Source organism: Cupriavidus sp. GW822-FHT02D05 (genome assembly GCF_058802485.1).
Genome location: NZ_JBXAOE010000008.1, coordinates 126,745 through 146,227, shown reverse-complemented (window position 1 = coordinate 146,227; position 19,483 = coordinate 126,745). Strand labels below are relative to the sequence as shown.

Here is a 19,483-nt window from a genome sequence, read left to right as displayed (position 1 = left end):
TTCCGGAAGGAATCTGGGCGGAGTATTAGAAAAAAAGCCAATCCCAGACGGGATTGGCTTTCACATGCTCCTGATAATACTCGGAACAAATCAATCAAACATCAATATTCCGAGCCACCAAAGCATTACTCTCAATAAAATTCCTACGCGGCTCAACCTCATCCCCCATCAGCGTAGTAAAAATCTGATCCGCCGCAATAGCATCCTCAATCTGCACCTTCAACAACCGGCGCTGAGTCACATCAAGCGTAGTCTCAAACAACTGCTCAGGATTCATCTCCCCCAGCCCCTTGTACCGCTGACGAGACACCCCACGCTCCGCCTCAGACAACAACCACTGCATGGCAGCATGGAAGTCATTCACCGTCTGGTCGCGCATCTTTTCGCCCTCGCCACGGCGCACCTTGGTGCCTTCCGCAATCAGGCCCTGGAAGGTCTTGGCGGCCAGCGACAGCGCAGCGTAATCCGCGCCGTGCACAAAGTCTGCGTCCAGGTGAGACAGGCGCACATTGCCATGATGCCGGCGGGCGATCATCAGGCGGTGCTTGTCCGTCTTCTCGTCAAACTGTGCATAGACATCTGCCGTGCCGTCGTCGTTCACGGCGGCGCCTAGCAGGGTCTTGGCGTGCATTTCCGACAGCTTGGCCTTGAGCGCGGTGGCTGAGGCTTCGGCGGCGGCGGCGCTGTCCAGGTCCAGCTCGATGCCGTCGGCAATGGCGCGCAGGGCGTCGCTGTCCACGATGCGGGCCAGGCGGCCGATCACGGCTTCGGCCAGCTGGTACTGGCGGGCCAGCTCAGTCAGGGCGTCGCCGGCGACTTCGCTGCCGTCGGGGTTGACCAGGGCGGCCTTTTCCATGGCCAGGCGCAGCAGGTAGGCGTTGAGCTCGTTGTCGTCCTTGATATAGCGCTCTTCCTTGCCGTGCTTGATCTTGTACAGCGGCGGTTGGGCGATATACACGTGGCCGCGCTCGATGATGTCGGGCATCTGGCGGTAGAAGAACGTGAGCAGCAGCGTGCGGATGTGGGAGCCGTCCACGTCCGCGTCGGTCATGATGATGATGCGGTGGTAGCGCAGCTTGTCGAGGTTGTAGTCGTCCTTGCCGATGCCGGTGCCCAGCGCGGTGATCAGCGTGAGCACTTCCTGGCTGGAGAGCATTTTGTCGAAGCGGGCGCGTTCCACGTTCAGGATCTTGCCCTTGAGGGGCAGGATGGCCTGGAACTTACGGTCGCGGCCTTGCTTGGCGGAGCCGCCTGCGGAGTCACCCTCCACCAGGAAGAGTTCGGACTGGGCGGGGTCTTTCTCCTGGCAGTCGGCGAGCTTGCCGGGCAGGCCCATGCCGTCGAGCACGCCTTTGCGGCGGGTCATTTCGCGGGCCTTGCGGGCGGCTTCGCGGGCGCGGGCGGCGTCGACGATCTTGCCGCAGATGATCTTGGCGTCTACCGGGGTTTCCAGCAGGAAGTCACCCAAGGCCTTGGCGACGAGTTCTTCCACCGGCAGGCGCACTTCGGAGGAGACGAGCTTGTCCTTGGTCTGCGAGCTGAACTTGGGCTCGGGCACCTTGACGGAGAGCACGCAGGCCAGGCCTTCGCGCATGTCGTCGCCGGTGGTTTCTACCTTGGCTTTTTTGGCGATCTCGTTTTCTTCGATGTACTTGTTCATCACGCGCGTCATGGCGGCGCGCAACCCGGTGAGGTGGGTGCCGCCGTCACGCTGCGGGATGTTGTTGGTGAAGCAGAGTACTTGTTCGTTGTAGCCGTCGTTCCACTGCATGGACACTTCTACGGCGATACCGTCTTTTTCGGTGTTGGCGTAGAAGATGTTGGGGTGCAGGGTGCTCTTGCCGCGGTTGATGTACTCAACGAAGCCTTTGACGCCGCCGGAGAAGGCGAAATCTTCTTCCTTGCCGGTGCGTTGGTCGGCCAGACGGATGTGCACGCCGTTGTTCAGGAACGAGAGCTCGCGGATGCGCTTGGCGAGTATCTCGTAGTGGAACTCGACGTTGGTGAAGATTTCTTCGTCGGCGAGGAAGTGGACTTCGGTGCCGCGCTTGTCGGTGGGGCCGATCACCTTCATCGGCGAGACTTCCACGGGCACGCCGTCGGGGCCGGGCACGGTTTCCACCACGCGGTTCTGCACGGCGCCTTGGGCGAACTCGAGCAGGTGGGCCTGGCCGTCGCGGCGCACGGTCAGGCGCAGCCACTTGGAGAGGGCGTTGACGCAGGACACGCCCACGCCGTGCAGGCCGCCGGAGACCTTGTAGCTGTTCTGGTTGAACTTGCCGCCGGCGTGCAGCTCGGTCATGGCGATTTCTGCCGCGCTGCGCTTGGGTTCGTGCTTGTCGTCGAACTTGACGAGCGGGGGAATGCCGCGGCCGTTGTCGGTGATGGAGATCGAGTTGTCGCTGTGGATGGTGACGGTGATTTCCGTGCACCAGCCGGCCAGGGCTTCGTCGATGGAGTTGTCCAGCACTTCAAATACGAGGTGGTGCAGGCCGGTGCCGTCGGACGTGTCGCCGATGTACATGCCCGGACGCTTGCGCACCGCCTCCAGGCCTTCCAGGATCTGGATCGAGCCTGCGCCGTAGCTGTCTTGCTGTTGCGGTTGCGATTGCGGTTGTTGCTCTTCGGTCATGTTCTCTTACTCACGGCGAATGCGGCGATCTCTCGTCACGCCCGGATGGGCGCGCCCGGATCGGGCCGCATAGCGGGTTACATAAAAACGGCAAAAGGGGCGGATCTCGACGATCCGGCCCCTGGTGCGGCGGGTCTTGCGCGGGGCCCCTGGGGCTGCTGCGCAAGCCGTGGTGTGCCGTTAGATGCTCCGGTTTTGCGTATCTTGTGGTCCTTGTTACCGGCTCATCAAATGCGCATCGGCATGACGACGTACTTGAAGTTGTCGTCTTCCGGCACGGTGATCAGCGCGCTCGAATTGGAGTCGCCGAGGCTGACCTGGACTTGCTCGCTCTTGAGGTTGGCGAGCACGTCCAGCAAATAGGTGACGTTGAACCCGATATCGAGGGCATCGCCCGAATAATCAAGTTCGAGCTCTTCCTGCGCTTCTTCCTGATCCGCATTGGTGGAGCTGATCTTGAGTACGTGCGTATCCAGGATGCAGCGCACGCCCTTGAACTTGTCGGTGGTCAGGATGGCGGTGCGTTGCAGGGCTTGCTGCAGCTTGACGCGGTCGATGGCGAAGGCGTTCTTGTAGCCCTTGGGGATCACGCGCTGGAAGTCCGGGAACTTGCCTTCGACCAGCTTGGAGATCAGCTCGATATTGGCGAAGGTGAACTTGACCTGGTTGGCGGCCAGTTGCACTTGCACGGGATCGTCGTTGTCTTCCAGCAGGCGCTGCAGCTCAAGAATGGTCTTGCGCGGGATGATCACTTCCTGGCGCGACGGGGCGCCTTCGCCACTGGTGGCTTCGGTGTCCAGTTCCACGCCGCAGTAGGCCAGGCGGTGGCCGTCGGTGGCGACTGCCATGACCTTCTTGCCGTCTACCACCAGCAGCATGCCGTTGAGGTAGTAGCGGATGTCTTGCTGGGCCATGGCGAAGTGAACCATGGCGAGCAGGTGCTTGAAGGTCTTTTGCGGCAGGCTGACGGATGCGCCGAACTCGCTGGCTTCGGCTACCGTGGGGAATTCCTCGGCGGCCAGGGTCTGCAGCGCGAAGCGGCTCTTGCCGGACTGCACGGTCATGCGCTTGTCGTTGAGCGACAGGGCGACTTCGCCGTCGGGCATGGCGCGCAGGATGTCGAGCAGCTTGCGGGCGGCCACGGTGGTGGCCACGGTGTCGCTGCCTACGCCGCATTCGGCGTGCGTGGTGATCTGGATCTCGATGTCGGTCGAGAGGAAGGATACGTTGGACCCGGACTTGCGAATCAGCAGGTTGGCCAGGATCGGGAGTGTGTGGCGGCGCTCCACGATGCCGCTCACGATTTGCAGCGGACGCAGCAGATTGTCTCGCGAGGTTTTGACCAATTGCATTGAATTTATCCTTCGTCGTTTGTAGTAAGCGACCGCGGGTGCGCACTGACTGGCACTAACTTGCTGCGCAGTTTCCAGAACTGCTTCCAAAACGCTTTGGAATCAACAAGTTAATTCGCCATTGTACCAAGGATAAGCCGCTGCGGTGAAGCGGGAGAAGCGCGATCGGAGGATGAAATTGTGCGCAAAGCGACACAAATTCAGACTTCTTCGGTGGCTGGCGACTGTTGTCGCTGGCCGCCCCCTCCGCCCGCTCGTCCCGACTCACCGCAAAGCCTTAGCCCAGGCCGTTTTCATGGCAATGTTCCGCAATGCCCCGGTGTTGCTTTCCGATTGATTCATGCGCCGGATCCTGCCCGGCGCGTACCCTACAGTATGCCAGCCCCGCGTGACGGGGCTGGCAAATGCTGCTTCATTGCTGCTTCACTACTGTTTCACTACGATTTGACGCTCGGGGTCAGCCCTTGAGCGTCTGTTCCAGCACGTGCAGCTCGTGGTTGAGCTGCGCGTCCTTGCTGCGCTCATCGGCGATCTTGCGTACCGCGTGCAGCACGGTGGTGTGATCGCGCCCGCCGAACAGCTCGCCGATTTCCGGCAGGCTTTTCTGCGTGAGTTCCTTGGCCAGGTACATGGCAATCTGGCGGGGCCGCGCGATATTGGCGGGCCGCTTCTTGCTGTACATGTCCGCGACCTTGATGTTGTAGAAATCCGCGCAGGTCTTCTGGATGTTCTCAACCGAGATCTGGCGGTTCTGCACCGTCAGCAGGTCCTTCAGCGCTTCACGGGTGACATCGATGGTGATGTCCTTGCCGTGGAAGTTGGAGAAGGCGAGGATCTTGCGCAGCGCGCCTTCCAGCTCGCGCACGTTGGATCGCAAATGCTTGGCGACGAAGAAGGCGACTTCCTCGGGCACGCTGACGTTCTCGGCGGCGGCTTTCTTCATCAGGATGGCGACGCGCATCTCCAGCTCGGGCGGCTCGATGGCAACCGTGAGGCCGGAGTCGAAGCGCGAGATCAGGCGATCGTCGATGCCGCTGATTTCCTTGGGGTAGGTATCGCTGGTGATGATCACCTGCGCCCGGTTGGCGATCAGGGCTTCGAAGGCGTAGAAGAACTCTTCCTGCGTGCGGTTCTTGCCGGAGAAGAATTGAATATCGTCGATCAGCAGCAGGTCGAGCGAGTGGTAGTAGCGCTTGAACTCGTCGAACGCCTTGCGCTGGTAGGCCTTGACCACGTCGGAGACATATTGCTCGGCGTGGATGTAGCGGATGCGGGCGCGCGGGTTCTCCAGCAACATGAAGTTGCCGATAGCGTGGATCAAGTGGGTCTTGCCCAGGCCTACGCCGCCATATAGATAAAGCGGGTTGTAAGATTTACCTGGGTTGTTGGCCACCTGGATGGCGGCGGCGCGCGCGAGCTGGTTGGCCTTACCGGTGACGAAGTTGTCGAAGGTAAGGATGTGGTTCAGGCGCGAGCGCTCGTGCACCGAGTCGTTCTGCTGCTGGCCGCCATGCTGGTTGCCGGGGTGGCCTTGTTGGCCCGGATGACCTTGATTGCCCTGATGCCCTTGATGGCCGCCCTGGTTACCGGGGTGGCCGCCCTGCATGGGCTGCTGCGACGGCTGCACGCGGTAGGAGCGGGCGCTGGCCTCGGCCGGGTCCAGCTGCGGCACGTCGATATCGACGATCTCGCCACCCATGCCGCCCATGTTGCTTTGGTTGGCGTTGCCGGGATAGTTGCCGCCATTGCTGCCGTTGCCGCCATTGCCCGGGTTGCCAGGGTAGGGCGCTTGCCCGCCGCGCTGGCCGCCTTGGTTCATGGGGCCGTAGCCCTGGCCGCCCTGGCCCGGCTGCATGCCGGGCTGGCCGAAGTTTTGCGACAGCGGCTGGCCGGACGGATAGCCGGGGCCGGCGTGCTGGGGCGCCATGCCGGGCTGGCCCGGCTGGCCGGCCTGCTGCGGGTAGCCAGCGGCAGCCCGGCCCGAGGCGGCGGGGTCCAGGACAAAGTGAACGCTGACGTTGGCTTCCCAGTATTCGCAGGCGAGCGCGGTGATGCGGCCGGAAAACTGGCTTTTTACCCAATCGAGCTTGAAGCGGTTGGGCGCGGCGATGCGCAGCGCGTGCGCGTCCTCGTCGAAGGCAACAGGCGCCAACGGCTTGATCCAGGTCTTGAACTGTTGCGGCGTCAGTTCGCGCTCGAGTTGCGCGGCTGCTGCCTGCCAGAAATCTTGCATTGTTTTGTTGTTCGGTGTTCGCCACGGTGCATGGACAGCCCGGCCGAATGGACGACAGGCAAGGATCGGTGAGGCATCCCTGCCGTGAGTTCATGCAACCAGAACGCGATCGCTAAGCGATCCGCAAATGACCCCGCAGCCCGGGCCCCATGGTGATCGACGCGACAAGCGGGAGCCGCTGACGAGCGAGGCGACGAAATCGTCGCTTGCCCGTTGCGCGTCCGTTGTCCGGCATGCCAGGGTGTTGCCCGGGTTGCGCTTGCGCCACGCAGCCCGTGTGGTGTTTGGACCCGGATTGTACCCCCCGCCCCAAGTTATCCACAAAGGATAAGTCTGTGGATAAGTTGTGAAAAAGCAGTGGATTGTTGTGCACAACCCTAGTTCTGGCGCGGGTTTCCGGGTAGCCAAAACACGGGAAAACCCAGTCGAAACAGTGACTTCGCTCACCTTGGCCAACCCCGGGTGGCACCCCCGAAGAAAAAAAACTTACCCACTGGCGATTGTGGACAATGAAATACAACGGCCTGTTGCGTGTTTTTGAGGCAGGGGTGCCTCACAAGGCTCTAATCCATCTGTAGTCTTGACACGTCGCGCGAAACTCAGTTAAATGGCGGGTTCTGCGATGCCGCAGGGGATCACGTATGCGCATCGCCGGGTCTGACCTGTTCCGTGCAAGACTGGTGCGAATCCTTGGTGTTTGACTAAGCTGAGACGCGCCGGAAACAGCTGGATTGGCCGGAACAGGCAGCGGGCCGGGCAGGCTGATGGGGTTGGAACGGATGGGTTGGTTTTACGCTTCCGCTCCGGCAAGATTCCCTCCCACAACTGCTTCGCGCGGCGTCGATGTCCGATTCGTCGGTGCCATCGATTCGCGAGATACACGGCCGGCAGCAAGATCACCATAGCAGTCGGCAACACCGCAAACCGCGGCAGCCCCATGCGAACCATACGCGGCGGCGCCCGGCTTAACGCCGGAAGCCGGGCGAGCCCAGATCAACCAGAGAGTGCAACATGAAACGTACATACCAACCTTCCGTTACCCGCCGCAAGCGTACCCATGGTTTCCGCGTGCGCATGAAGACCCGCGGCGGCCGTGCCGTCATCAACGCGCGTCGCGCCAAGGGCCGCAAGCGCCTGGCAGTCTAAGGGCCTGGCGACCGGCCACGGCGGTGCAGCAGCTTGCGCCGCCTTGGCCACTCGCCTCGCCTTTTGGACGGCCGGTAGCCAGCAGCCAAGCACAGCTTTTCCGCTCGCTTTGCCTAGCGTGACTACCTTTGCCTACCCTAAAGCCGCGAGGCTCACAAAAACGGATGAGTTTTCATCCGTTTTTGCATTGCGTCCGCGCCGACGCAGCCAGCATTTCGTGCTGTACGTGGGCGAGAACGGCCTGCCGCAAGCCCGCCTGGGTGTCGTGGTTGGCAAGAAGTTCGCAGCGCGTGCCGCCGAGCGCAACCTGGTCAAGCGCATGGTGCGGGAACTGTTCCGCCAGCGGCAGGACAAACTCGCGGGCCGCGATGTGTTGCTGCGCCTGCAGGCCAAGTTTCCGCGCGCGGAGTTTGCCAGCCGCACCGCGATACGCCGGGTGTGCCTGGCCGAGCTGACCGGCTTGTTCGAGGTAGCGGTGAAGCCGCTTGCCCCGCGCCCTGCTGCCCCTTCCGGGGTGTCGCCGCCAACGTCCGCCGAGGCTGCGCCCACGGAAGTCCCGCCCTCGGGCGCTCCTGCCTGACACCGGCCCGCTGCCATGAAGCGAATCCTGCTTGCCCTGCTGCGTATCTACAAGATCGCCCTGAGCCCGTTTTTTGGCTCGCAGTGCCGCTTCCTGCCCACCTGTTCCGATTACGCCCGCGAAGCGATCCTGTGCCATGGCGCAGGGCGCGGCAGCTGGCTGGCCGCTTGCCGGCTATGCCGTTGCCATCCGTTCACGGATGGCGGGTATGATCCGGTGCCACCGGCATCGGCAACAAAGCAAGACCGGGCTCGCCCCGCGACTGGCCATCCAGTCACGATCCGGCTACCCCGCCCCTGATTTCCCCCGACCACAGCGAGACATGGATATCAAACGCACCATACTCTGGGTCATCTTCTCGATGGCCCTCGTGCTGCTCTACGACAACTGGCAGCGCGCCAACGGTCACCAGTCGATGTTCTTCCCGAGCGCGACGCAGCAGGCTCCGGCAACCGCAGGCGGCGCTTCGGCCCCGCAAGGCGATGTGCCCAAGGCCAATGCAACGGCCGGCACCGCCGCAGGTGCTCCGGCGTCCGTGCCGGTCGCCGCGGCCCAGCCGAGCGGCGAGAAGATCGTGGTCAGCACCGACGTGATGCGTGCCCAGATCGATACCGCCGGCGGTATCCTGACGCGCCTGGAACTGCTGAACCACAAGGAGCATGACGGCAAGCCGGTCGTGCTGTTCGAGCGTGACCAGACCCGCACCTACATGGCCCGTTCCGGCCTGATCGGTGGCGACCTGCCCAACCACACCACGGTGTTTACCGCTTCGGCGGGCCCGCGCGACCTGGCTGGCTCGGACAAGGTGTCGTTGACGCTGACGGCGGAGAAGGACGGGGTCAAGCTGGACAAGACCTATACCTTCCACAAGGGCAGCTACGTTGTCGACACGAAATTTGCCGTGACCAACGACAGCGGCAAGCCGATCTCGCCGACGCTGTACATGGAACTGACGCGCGACGGCAGCAAGGTCGAGCAGTCGCAGTTCTATAGCACCTTCACCGGCCCGGCCATCTACACCGACGCCGACAAGTACCACAAGATCACCTTCGACGACATCGGCAAGGGCAAGGCTTCGGTCCCCGCGGCCGGTACCAGCGGCTGGGTGGCGATGGTGCAGCATTACTTTGCCTCGGCGTGGATTCCGCAATCGGGCAAGGAGCACAGCTTCTACGTCGAGAAGATCGACAACAACCTGTTCCGCGTGGGCGTGCAGCAGCCGCTGGGCTCGATTGCCCCGGGCGCCACGGTGAGCACCGATGCGCGCCTGTTCGCCGGCCCGCAGGAAGAGCGCATGCTCGAGAAGATCACCCCGGGCCTGGAACTGGTGAAGGACTACGGATGGCTGACCATCCTGGCCAAGCCGCTGTTCTGGCTGCTGGAAAAGATCCACGGCTTCCTGGGCAACTGGGGCTGGTCGATCATCGGCCTGACCGTGCTGATCAAGCTGGTGTTCTTCCCGCTGTCCGCGGCTAGCTACAAGTCCATGGGCAAGATGAAGGACCTGCAGCCCCGCATGACCGCGATGCGCGAGCGCCACAAGGGCGATCCGCAGAAGATGAACCAGGAGATGATGGCGCTGTACCGCACCGAGAAGGTCAACCCGCTCGGCGGCTGCCTGCCCATCGTGATCCAGATCCCGGTGTTCATTGCGCTGTACTGGGTGCTGCTGTCGTCGGTGGAAATGCGCGGTGCGCCTTGGCTGGGCTGGATCCATGACCTGTCGGTGCCGGATCCGTTCTACATCCTGCCGGTGCTGATGGCCGTGTCGATGTTCGTGCAGACCAAGCTGAACCCGACCCCGCCGGACCCCGTGCAGGCCAAGGTCATGATGATCATGCCGCTGGTGTTCTCGTTCATGTTCTTCTTCTTCCCGGCTGGCCTGGTGATGTACTGGGTCACCAACAACGTCTTGTCGATCGCGCAGCAATGGCAGATCAACCGGATGCTGGGCAAGAACAAGGCGAAGACCGCCGTGGTGGCCAAGGGCTGAAGTTGAAGTTGGGCCAGCGGGTGGCAAACCCGCGCCGGCCCGGCACGTGCACCAAAGAGGTCGCTCAAAGCGTCAATGGCGGCCTCTCTGAAATCCCCCGCAAGTTTCGGCTTGCGGGGGATTTTGCTTTTCCGGAGCGTGCTTCGCCAGGTGACGTTGCCGTGGCAGCAAGACGCCATGCAGAAAGTTTGCCAAATTTTGCCAAACTCGCTAGCATGAAACCATGAGCACAATGAATATCTCTCTGCCTGACACGCTCAAGGCCTTTGTCGATGAGCAAGTCAACCAGCGCGGCTACGGCACCAGCAGCGAGTACGTGCGCGAGCTGATCCGCAAGGATCAGGATCGCCAGCACCTTCGCGGCCTGCTTTTGGCGGGTGCCGGTTCGGCGCCGACTACGCCGGTGGATAGCGACTACTTCGACGCCCTGCGAGCGCGGGTGCGCAACGCTCGGGGATGAGGGCCAAGCCTGTCATCCCGAGAGCGCTTGCCAGGCGTGATGTCGAGGAAACGGTCAGCTACTATCTGAACGAAGACGCTGAGCAGGCAGCACTTGGATTCATTGACGCGCTGGAGCAGGCCTACGTGCGCATTGGCAAGTATCCAGCCTCCGGCTCACCCCGCTACGCACACGAGCTTGATCTTCCGGGCCTACGCACCTGGCCTCTGGCGCGCTACCCGCACATCGTGTTCTACGTTGAGCGCGACGACCACATTGATGTCTGGCGCGTCCTGCATGGCATGCGAGACATCCCCGCCTGGCTGCGTGACAGCGACGAGGTTCCTCGTTAACGCTTGCACAGGCGCGGCTCGGCGCAAGCGACCATCGGACCGTCTCGCCAATCCAGCCGATTGCCCGCCGTCTCCCGCACCATCGCCAGTCCCGCCAGCGGCAGCCTTGGCACCGTTGCGGCGTAGCTGGCCATGAAGTGCAGCACGACGTGGCTGGCGCAGGCGCCCCCGTATCACTCAGGCGCGTGGCACACCGCTTCGATATTGTGGCCGTCCGGGTCCAGCACAAAGGCGCCGTAATAATTCGGGTGATAGTGCGGGCGCAAACCCGGCGCGCCGTTGTCGCGGCCGCCGGCCGCCAGCGCGGCCTTGTAGTAGGCATCCACCTGTGAGCGCGAGTCCGCACGAAAGGCGATATGCAGCGGTGGCTGATTGGGCGTGCCGTTGCTGATCCAGAACTCGGGCTTCTCGGGCGGGCCGAAGCCAGCCACGTCGGTGTGGCCGGTCACGCTGGCGGGAAACTCCATGTTCTTGATGAAGCCGAGCGCGGCCAGCGCCGCGGTGTAAAAGGCCCGGCTCTTCGCGAAATCGCTGACGACAACGCCTGTGTGGTCGATCATCTTGCAGTGTCTCCTTGGGTGTTTTTTGTAGTCCGGCGTTGGCTCAGTATTTGCTCAGTATTGGCTCAGGCCAGGTCGAGCACGCTCATGGTGGCGTTGAAGCGGCTGACCAGCACCGCCTCGCCGTGCACGCTGGCGAAGACATCGGCCTCCACCACAATGATGGTGCGGCCGGACTTCAATACGTCGGCGCGGCAGGTCAGGCGATCGCTGCGGGCGGCGCGCAGCAGGTTGATCTTGAATTCGGCGGTGACCACATGGCGCCCGGTGTCGAGCATGGTGCTGGCGGCCGCGCCGGCGGTGTGGTCGGCCATGGTGGCTTGCACGCCGGCATGCACGATGCCGCCATGCTGCAGGTGGCGGGGCGTGACCAGCAGTTCGCTCTCGCACCAGCCCGGCCCGCAATCCACCAGCCGGATGCCGACGTCCGCGACAAAGGCAGCCTGGCGAAAGCCGGCCTCGATGGTGTCGCGCAGCAAAAGCCGTTCTTGTTCGGTGGACATGGCGCTGCTCCTCGCACTGGTGGTGATCGGGTACGGCCTTGTGATGGCTGGCCGGCTGGCGTTGCCAGCACGCATTGCAACCCGAAGCGCGCAGGCTGTCAATGGAGTGCGGCGCAACCGGCACAATCGCCTACACTGATTAGACGTGCCCGGAAACATGCCCTGACGCTGGCCTCCGCAAGATCGGGCTGTTCCGGTAGCTATGCCCACGCCGATACGTTATGCGCGCCGCCAACCTTCCCATGCAGTTGCAACCCCGCATGCGCGCCATCGATGCCTTCATCGCGCTTGGCGATGCGGGCCTGGTGGCGGTTGCCGATCAGCTGGATGCCTTGCACCGCCGCGACCATCCCGATGATGTGCATGCGTTGCGCGTTGCGGTGCGGCATCTGCGCGCGGTGTGCTGGGCATTTGCCCCAGCCCTGCCCAAGGCCATCCGCGCACGCTGGGATGATTGCCTGCGCAAGCTGGCGCAGGCCGCCGGCGATGTGCGCGACTGGGACGTGTTCATCAGCGAGACCTTGCGCCCGGCGCTGGACTTGCAGCCTGAGGATCCGGTGCTGCTGGCGGTGCATGACACCGCGATCACGCGCCGCCACTACGCACGCGCCACCATGCTGGCGCAGCTCGCCGAACACCAGCACTGGCCGCTGCCCGTGCTGCACCGCGACCTCACGCATCTGGGTAATGGCGGCACGCAGCGGGCGGGCCCCGCCGCGCAGGAGCGGCTGGCGGCGTTCGCGCGCCGGCGGGTGCGCCGCGCGCGCAAGCGCGTGAAGTCGCTGGCGCGCGCAGCGCGCTCGGAAGACCTGGCGCGCGTGCATCGCTTTCGCATTGGCAGCAAGCGGCTGCGCTATGTGATCGAAGCCCTGAAGCCGGTGCTAGCCAAGCGCTATGCCAAACGCCTGCACGGCAAGCTTGTGAAGCGGCAGGGCAGCCTGGGCGGCCTGATCGACGGCGCGGTGGCTCGCCGCCTGATGATGGCGTGCCTGGACATGCCCGCGGCGGATGCGCAGGATGCGCAGGATGTGCCGGATGCGCCGGGTGCCACGGTTGCGCCGGATCGATCTGCGACAATATCGCCATGACTGCCACGACTGCCATGACCGCAACCCACTCCCTCCAGCCTCGCTCCGCTCGCGCCACGCCCATCGCCGCCATTGCTACCGCGCCCGGGCGCGGCGGCATCGGCGTGGTGCGCGTGTCCGGCCCCGACGTGAGCGCGATTGCGCAGGCCGTGTGTGGCCACGCGCTGAAAGCCCGCCACGCCACCTACCTGCCGTTCCTGGATGCGCACGGCAAGGCGATCGACCATGGCCTGGCGCTGTACTTCCCCGCGCCGCACTCGTACACCGGCGAAGAAGTGCTGGAGCTGCAGGGCCACGGCGGCCCGGTGGTGATGCAGATGCTGCTGGCGCGCTGCCTGGATGCCGGCCGCGAGATGGGCCTGCGCGTGGCCGAGCCCGGCGAGTTCACGCGCCGCGCCTTCCTGAATGACAAGCTCGACCTGGCCCAGGCGGAAGCCGTGGCCGACCTGATCGAGGCCAGCACCGAAGCCGCCGCGCGCTCGGCCGCGCGCTCCATGGAGGGCGTGTTCTCCGACGCCATCCGCGCGCTGGTAGAACAGGTGATCCACCTGCGCATGCTGGTGGAAGCCACGCTGGATTTCCCCGAGGAAGAGATCGACTTTCTGGAAGCGTCCAACGCGCGCGGCCAGCTGGCCAATATCCGTGATGCGCTGGGCGGCGTGCTGGCGCAGGCCAAGCAGGGCTCGCTGCTGCGCGAGGGCTTGTCGGTGGTGCTGGCGGGCCAGCCCAATGTGGGCAAGTCGTCGCTGCTCAACGCGCTGGCCGGCGCGGAACTCGCCATCGTCACGCCGATTCCCGGCACCACGCGCGACCGCGTGCGCGAGACCATCCAGATCGAAGGCATCCCGCTGCATATCATCGACACCGCCGGCCTGCGCGAAGACGCCACCGACGAAGTCGAGCGCATTGGCATCGAGCGCACCTGGGAAGCCGTGGGCCGCGCCGACCTGGTGCTGCACCTGGTGGACGCGGCCGACTACGTCGAACACGGCTTGTCGGAAATCGACGACGCCATCGACGACCGCCTCTCCGGCCACCTGCCCCCGGGCTCGCCAATCCTGCGCGTGGTCAACAAGATCGACCTGGCGCCCAAGGTAGGCGAGCGCCACTTCGGCGCGGATCGCCCGCACGTGGTGGCCGCCATCGGCCCGAACCCGGCCGAGGTATGGATATCAGCACGCACCGGCGCCGGCATCGACCTGCTGCGCGGCCAGTTGCTGCGGCTGGTGGGCTGGCAATCCGGCAACGAAGGCACCTTCCTCGCGCGCGAGCGGCACCTCACCGCGCTGCGCAACGCGCAATCGCACCTGGACCTGGCCGAAGAGCGCGCGGCGCAAGAGGCGCAGGCGCTGGACCTGTTCGCCGAAGAACTGCGCCTGGCGCAGGACCATCTCAACAGCATCACCGGCGAGTTCAGCAGCGATGATCTGCTGGGGACGATTTTTACGCGGTTTTGCATTGGCAAGTAATCGAATAGCAAGGGTTGCCAAGCGACGCCAATGATGGGCCGCCAAACCCTTGTGCGGCAAGGTGCCCGGCTCATGGCCCGGGCAGATCTTTGCGCACACAATGCCGAACGCTATGAGGTTTCCCCGACAACCTTCCGCGGTTTGAGGGGGCGCCATCAACACCTGCGTATCGGGATGTAGGCGCGAATAAACAACCGGCCCTGCCCGCGAGCCGTTGGCGGATCCTCGGCATCATGGATTCCCGGCGGGTACTTCCGCGCCCGCCGAGGCGGCACGAAGTCATCGGGAATGGATGCGATACCGTCGAACAGGGACGTCTGCAGCTTCACCATGTACTCTGCCCGCCGTAGTCGTCGGCGAAGGGTGCAGGCCGCAATCGCAAAGTGGTCTGCGATGGCTGCTCGGTCGTCCCCCATGTTCGCGAAGACCCGGAGGTAGGCAACGGCCTCGGCAAACCGGCTCAGTACTTGCTGCTCCTGCGAGCGCCACTCCTCTCGCGCGGCCAGAGCGAAGGACGGGTCCGAAGCTTCTGGCGCCGCCAGAGCGGTTGCAATAGGGTTCTCTCGCATCCCGCCGTCGTCGTCCTCGCGCTGCTCGTCCAGGCGCACCGCAAAGCGAAATCGCTTGTCGGCGAACTTCACGAAGCGGTTGTAGAGCCTCCCCAGGATCTGCTGATGAAATCCTGTGTCCCCCGCGTCTGGAGGTGGGTCGCGATCCCTGCTCAGTTCATTCGCCACCAGCCAGGCCTCGGCCTGCAAGTCCTCAACCGTCGTTTCGCCGCGGGAACGACTCGCTATTCTGCGCAGGTCGGCGATGATCGAGGGAATGAGTCTGGCGAAGAAGGTGCTGGCGGAGCGGACTGACATGGATGGCGGGCAGCAAGGACAGCCGGCAAGAAAGAAGAAGAGGCGATGGCAAAGCGAGGGGACTTAGGGACGTACCTGGATCGTTCACTGGTCGAGCGCTCCGGCAGTCTGCCGAGTGGGCGTAGCCCGGCCAGGCTATGCATCGTGAGAAACCGCGACTACGCTAGCGGATAGCCTGATCACCCCAAGGATGGATAACCATCAAACGCTTCAATCTATCTCTCCAAGACCGCCTGATCATGACCTCGAGAATATTCTCTCTATCCAATCCTTGGCTTCCATCCCCAGGAAATACAAAGCAAGGCCAATTATGATAGCGGGAAGATACCCGGCTATCATCCCCACACAAACCTCAAACAGGAAATAAATCAGGGATCCAATGACGGTCTTTAGTTTTTCCAAGGGAATCTCCCAAAGAGTCGGCGAGACTACAATGTGGGGATTAACCTTCCCCCAACATCATCCCACCCCATACAGCGGCGGGGAACACCGCACCATCGGCGTCCTTCATTTCCTTGGCAGATAAAGCTGGCATAGCTGATCTGCCTCAGATCGATCAATTCTTGATAAATCTGAGGAATATGGAGAAGAGGGTCGTAAGAATAAGTGCGCAGAACAACATGGAAATAGCCTGTGCCATCAAGACTCCGCAGAGTGAATAAATGCGAGTCACATTTTCCATGGTCGTACTTAGAGCCTCCACGGCAATCAAGATCGAGTACAACCAAACCACAAGCATGACGACAGGCGAATCAATAAACAAAAATAGTACGCCTGAAATAATGCCAGAAAACAAAGTGGCGGCTGCCAGAAGATTAAACAGGTCCCCTTTGCCATCCCAGCGAGCACCGCGCCGAACCCACCAATTGAGAATTGCGTAGATAAGAATAAAAGCGGCCCACGATGCAACGATGCCTGCGGCAATAGCTACTGGAAGAGGGAGGTTTACTGCGTCGGCCGTCCCGTTCTCTGCGAGCGACAATCCAGTTAACAATCCGACAAAGGTGACAGCAAGCACTGATTTCCACCGGGGGAAACTAAAACACTGGATTGGCAGTTTACGAAGCAGAACCAAGCCGAAAGAATGGCGGATCATTTTGAAACCTCCGATAGTTGAAAACCAAGGAACCGGCAGCAATGGCTTGAAATATGCACAAGCCATTGAACCTGGTTTCGCTTCCGTCCCGGCCCGAAGCGTTGCTCCTGAATGTGAGATTCGTAGCGTCTTCCTTCGCAAAGACCATATCCAACACCGAGCAATAGATCTGCGTGTTAGGCCTGCTGAGGTAAGCGCTTATCGTTGGATAACCTAACGCTCAGATAATAAATGCGAATCGCACTCATTGTCATTGCGAAATTTCCCATTTTTTGCATGGAACCTGCTGAACAACGGCGTCGCCACAGCAGCGGTGACGAACGTGACGATTTCCTGCGGCGCAGTGCACGCGCGGGTGTCCACCCTGGCGGGTTCCACAACGGCGGGCTCCGCCGACGGCTCCGGGACCGCCACTTCGTTCAAGAGCCCGTTTGGCGTGGCGCTCGATGCAAGCGGCTACCTGTACGTGGCCGATAGCGGAAACTCTGAAATCCGCATGATCACCCCGGCAGGCGTCGTTACCCCGGCGCGGGGGGAATGCCCGCGCGCGCAAGCGGGCGTGCCTGTGCGGTGCGCGTCAGCCCTGCTTCACCGGCATGCAGATCCGTGTCTGTAACTGCGCGGGCGGCGTGGTGCGAGGATCGTTCACGTACTGCTCGAACATGGGAAAGTCCGCCGGCACGGCCCCGCTGGTCGGCAGCCATTCCGAGAACATCCAGTTGTACGCCTTGCTCATCTCGTTGTAGGGGCCTGTGTAAGTCAGTATCGCGCAGCGGCCCGCCGGGATGTCGAATCGCTCCAGTTCCTCGCCCAGGTCGGCATCCGGCGCAACCGGCATGCCGGCCAGCGAGCGCAATTGCGCTACCGGCACCTGCTCGGGATCGCTGAAGTACACGCCAAAACCGATGGCGTCCGGGCTGGCAAGGCCCCGGCTGGCCGCCAGCATGAAGACGCGGGTGAACACCGGGCCGATTTCCTGATAGCTGCCACGATGGGGCAGCGTGGCCAGAACGGTGCCGGGAAAGGTTTCGATCGTGATGGGATACATGCCTAGCTCCTGAGGGTTGAAGGGACCGGAGCGGGCTGCGCGATAACGCCCCGGCGGTATGCCGAAGGCCGCGCCAAATGCCCGGTTGAACGCTGCGTCCGACTCGTAGCCGGCGCGCAGCGCCACATCACGCAATGAAGCTTCGGTACCCGCCAGCGCGATTGCCGCACGGTGCATGCGGATGCGTTGTACCGTGGCGTTCACCGTTTCTCCCATCATGGCGCGATAGACGCGATGGAAGTGATACGGCGACAGGCAGGCCAGGTCGGCCAGTTGGTACAGCTCCGGGTCGGCGTCGGGGTGGCTTGCCAGCCACCGCAGGACGGGTTCCATGCGTTGGGCGTACTGGATTCGGGTCTCGGGTTTCATGTGGTCTCCATGGCGTGCAATCTACCGGCAGCCGGTTTGCAGATTTTGCGGTTTTTTTGTGGCTTGGCTAGCGCAAAGTGCTGGCAAGGGCATGCGGATCGGTTGCGGGCCGGTTCCGGCAAGCTGCAGCGCACAAACCGGTCAGCGCTCCCCCCAACGAGTCCGCACACCCTCCTATACTGAAATCCCACCCCATCTCGCCCGCCGCTGGTCCACGCGGCTGCCAGCGCGCGAGCCAATAGTAGAAGTGCCGCGCGGCAAGCCAACCAGGCAAAGCAAGCACAGGAAGCAGGGGCCTGAATCCCGGACGGGCATCGACGCCAGGCGTGTAGCGTGCGGCGCGGATGTACGCGGGGGTTCACACGAGAATTCGCACGAGAATTCGCACGGGCTCCTGTCCATGCAAGACCGGCAAGGAGATCATCATGACCAACGCGCAAGGACAAATCGTCGGCACCCTGAACCACCTGATCGAGGTTGGCAAGGACGGCGAGCTCAGCTGCACGACCGGCGCCCGCGAGGTGCATAACCCCGAGATACGCGCGATCCTTACGGGCACGGCGGAATCGTGCCGCGCCTCGGTGATGGAGTTGCAGGCACTGGTGACATCGCTGGGCGCGGAGCCCCGGGATCGCGGCAGCATGGGCGGCACGCTGCATCGCGGCTGGATGGAAGTGTTGCACGTGATCGCACCGCACAACGACGATGCGGTGCTGCAACTCTGCGAGCGCGATGAGGAAACGGCAAAGCGCGAGTACCAGTCGGCGCTGATGAAGGACATGCCGCCCGAGATCCGCGCGGTGGTGCAGCGCCAGTACGAGGGCATACAGTGGCATCACGATCGCATCCACGCCATGCGCGGGATGCAGATTCATTGAGGCTGCGATGCGCTGATCGTCGGCAATCCGCTGCGATCAGTAGCAAAGACCGCAGCAAAGACCGGCTGCCTGCCTGACGCCTGACGCCTGATGAGCTACCAGACGAACGGGACCAGCCGGTATCGCACCCGGGCCGCATAGGCCGCGTAGCCCTTGAGGCCGCGCTGCAGCTCGCGGTCTTCCATTGCCGTGCGAAACACGATGGCGCCAATGAGCACCGGCGATGCGGCCATGCCGTACCAGGAGCCGAGCATCAGCGCATTGGCCGGCAAGAACACCAGCATGGTGGCGTAGAGCGGGTGGCGAACCACGGCGTAGGGGCCGCTCGACACCACCCGGTGCCCGCGCTCGGCCTGGATCCTGACCACGGCCGCGAGGAAGGTGTTTTCGTGAAACACGCGGTCGATCAGGAGAAATGACAGCACCAGCAGCACTGCGCCCAGGCACTGCAGCCACAGCGGCATCGCGGACCAGTGAAAGCGCACCGCATCCAGGCCCATCAGCACCATCCAGGCGATCCACGCCACGAGCACGAACGGCAGCAGGATCTTGTCCCAGAACGGCTGGCCGCGTTGCAGCGGCATCTTCATGCGCTCGGCGAGCAGTGCCGGATCGTGCCGCGCCAGGCGTTGCGTGAGCCAATAGCCGCCGCCAAAAAACAGGATGAGATAAGCCCAGGCGGCGGGCCAGGCCAGCGTACCCGCCGCGCCAAACAGCAGGGCCGCAAAGAGCAGGCCCTCCGCCGCCAGCGCCATTCCGACCTTGAATCCCATGGCGCCTGCCTCCTTGCCGCCGAACCGGTAGCCGCGCGTTTGTCATTCCTGCACGTTAGCACGCACTTGGTATGCCGGCGCACAGAGCGCGCCGGCGGGGCAAGC

The 19,483-nt window shown here is 63.1% G+C and carries 18 protein-coding genes; 9 read left to right on the top strand and 9 right to left on the bottom strand.

Features of this window, described 5'->3' with window-relative positions; genetic code table 11:
- Positions 1 to 94: 94 nt before the first annotated feature.
- From gyrB to dnaA, 3 genes are all read right to left on the bottom strand, one after another.
- Entirely contained in the window at positions 95 to 2,632 is a 2,538-nt protein-coding gene (gene gyrB / locus AC1RQK_RS12855; RefSeq protein ID WP_492373220.1) for a DNA topoisomerase (ATP-hydrolyzing) subunit B, read from the bottom strand.
- Positions 2,633 to 2,859: 227 nt separating this feature from the next.
- Positions 2,860 to 3,984: a DNA polymerase III subunit beta gene (dnaN, locus tag AC1RQK_RS12850; protein ID WP_174424425.1), complete on the bottom strand. Its 1,125-nt coding sequence runs from the start codon at positions 3,982 to 3,984 to the stop codon at positions 2,860 to 2,862.
- Positions 3,985 to 4,441: 457 nt separating this feature from the next.
- Positions 4,442 to 6,217, bottom strand: coding sequence for a chromosomal replication initiator protein DnaA (dnaA, locus tag AC1RQK_RS12845; RefSeq protein ID WP_492809245.1), 1,776 nt, complete (start codon positions 6,215 to 6,217; stop codon positions 4,442 to 4,444).
- A gap of 1,011 nt (positions 6,218 to 7,228) precedes the next feature.
- On the opposite strand from dnaA, the gene rpmH reads away from it, so the two are divergent.
- From rpmH to AC1RQK_RS12815, 6 genes are all read left to right on the top strand, one after another.
- Entirely contained in the window at positions 7,229 to 7,363 is a 135-nt protein-coding gene (gene rpmH, locus AC1RQK_RS12840; protein WP_006578231.1) for a 50S ribosomal protein L34, read from the top strand.
- Positions 7,364 to 7,481: 118 nt separating this feature from the next.
- Positions 7,482 to 7,943: a ribonuclease P protein component gene (rnpA, locus tag AC1RQK_RS12835; protein WP_492373222.1), complete on the top strand. Its 462-nt coding sequence runs from the start codon at positions 7,482 to 7,484 to the stop codon at positions 7,941 to 7,943.
- 15 nt (positions 7,944 to 7,958) lie between these two features.
- Positions 7,959 to 8,243 (top strand): membrane protein insertion efficiency factor YidD, encoded by a 285-nt coding sequence (gene yidD, locus AC1RQK_RS12830; RefSeq protein WP_082054956.1) that lies wholly within the window; start codon positions 7,959 to 7,961, stop codon positions 8,241 to 8,243.
- Between the two features lie 22 nt (positions 8,244 to 8,265).
- On the top strand, positions 8,266 to 9,936 hold the full coding sequence (gene yidC, locus AC1RQK_RS12825) for a membrane protein insertase YidC (protein WP_492809244.1): 1,671 nt from the start codon (positions 8,266 to 8,268) through the stop codon (positions 9,934 to 9,936).
- Between the two features lie 223 nt (positions 9,937 to 10,159).
- Complete coding sequence (locus AC1RQK_RS12820; protein ID WP_492373224.1) at positions 10,160 to 10,396, top strand: type II toxin-antitoxin system ParD family antitoxin; 237 nt, start codon at positions 10,160 to 10,162, stop codon at positions 10,394 to 10,396.
- Positions 10,393 to 10,728: a type II toxin-antitoxin system RelE/ParE family toxin gene (locus tag AC1RQK_RS12815; RefSeq protein WP_492373225.1), complete on the top strand. Its 336-nt coding sequence runs from the start codon at positions 10,393 to 10,395 to the stop codon at positions 10,726 to 10,728. The genes AC1RQK_RS12820 and AC1RQK_RS12815 overlap by 4 nt, the downstream gene beginning before the upstream one ends.
- A gap of 173 nt (positions 10,729 to 10,901) precedes the next feature.
- Here AC1RQK_RS12815 and AC1RQK_RS12810 read toward each other — a convergent pair whose 3' ends face one another.
- Both AC1RQK_RS12810 and AC1RQK_RS12805 read right to left on the bottom strand, forming a co-directional pair.
- The gene (locus tag AC1RQK_RS12810) at positions 10,902 to 11,288 is read right to left on the bottom strand and encodes a VOC family protein (RefSeq protein ID WP_492809243.1); all 387 of its coding nucleotides are present in this window, start codon (positions 11,286 to 11,288) and stop codon (positions 10,902 to 10,904) included.
- Positions 11,289 to 11,353: 65 nt separating this feature from the next.
- Positions 11,354 to 11,791 (bottom strand): PaaI family thioesterase, encoded by a 438-nt coding sequence (locus AC1RQK_RS12805; protein WP_150985327.1) that lies wholly within the window; start codon positions 11,789 to 11,791, stop codon positions 11,354 to 11,356.
- Positions 11,792 to 12,033: 242 nt separating this feature from the next.
- Between AC1RQK_RS12805 and AC1RQK_RS12800 the strand changes: the two genes are divergently transcribed.
- Both AC1RQK_RS12800 and mnmE read left to right on the top strand, forming a co-directional pair.
- A complete protein-coding gene (locus AC1RQK_RS12800) occupies positions 12,034 to 12,879 on the top strand; it encodes a CHAD domain-containing protein (RefSeq protein ID WP_492809242.1) in 846 nt (281 codons plus the stop codon).
- A 14-nt stretch (positions 12,880 to 12,893) separates the two neighbouring features.
- The gene (mnmE, locus tag AC1RQK_RS12795) at positions 12,894 to 14,348 is read left to right on the top strand and encodes a tRNA uridine-5-carboxymethylaminomethyl(34) synthesis GTPase MnmE (protein WP_492809325.1); all 1,455 of its coding nucleotides are present in this window, start codon (positions 12,894 to 12,896) and stop codon (positions 14,346 to 14,348) included.
- 155 nt (positions 14,349 to 14,503) lie between these two features.
- On the opposite strand, the gene AC1RQK_RS12790 is transcribed toward mnmE, so the two are convergent.
- The 3 genes from AC1RQK_RS12790 to AC1RQK_RS12780 all read right to left on the bottom strand — a co-directional run bounded on the left by AC1RQK_RS12790 (position 14,504) and on the right by AC1RQK_RS12780 (position 17,727).
- Positions 14,504 to 15,214 (bottom strand): hypothetical protein, encoded by a 711-nt coding sequence (locus AC1RQK_RS12790; protein WP_492809241.1) that lies wholly within the window; start codon positions 15,212 to 15,214, stop codon positions 14,504 to 14,506.
- A gap of 556 nt (positions 15,215 to 15,770) precedes the next feature.
- Entirely contained in the window at positions 15,771 to 16,310 is a 540-nt protein-coding gene (locus AC1RQK_RS12785) for a hypothetical protein (RefSeq protein WP_492809240.1), read from the bottom strand.
- Positions 16,311 to 16,887: 577 nt separating this feature from the next.
- On the bottom strand, positions 16,888 to 17,727 hold the full coding sequence (locus AC1RQK_RS12780) for an AraC family transcriptional regulator (RefSeq protein ID WP_492809239.1): 840 nt from the start codon (positions 17,725 to 17,727) through the stop codon (positions 16,888 to 16,890).
- A gap of 425 nt (positions 17,728 to 18,152) precedes the next feature.
- Between AC1RQK_RS12780 and AC1RQK_RS12775 the strand changes: the two genes are divergently transcribed.
- A complete protein-coding gene (locus tag AC1RQK_RS12775; RefSeq protein ID WP_006162538.1) occupies positions 18,153 to 18,605 on the top strand; it encodes a PA2169 family four-helix-bundle protein in 453 nt (150 codons plus the stop codon).
- A 95-nt stretch (positions 18,606 to 18,700) separates the two neighbouring features.
- Here the strand turns inward: AC1RQK_RS12775 and AC1RQK_RS12770 are convergent, their stop codons facing one another.
- Positions 18,701 to 19,378, bottom strand: a complete 678-nt coding sequence (locus AC1RQK_RS12770) for a methyltransferase family protein (protein WP_492809238.1) — start codon at positions 19,376 to 19,378, stop codon at positions 18,701 to 18,703.
- Between the last annotated feature and the right edge of the window lie 105 nt (positions 19,379 to 19,483).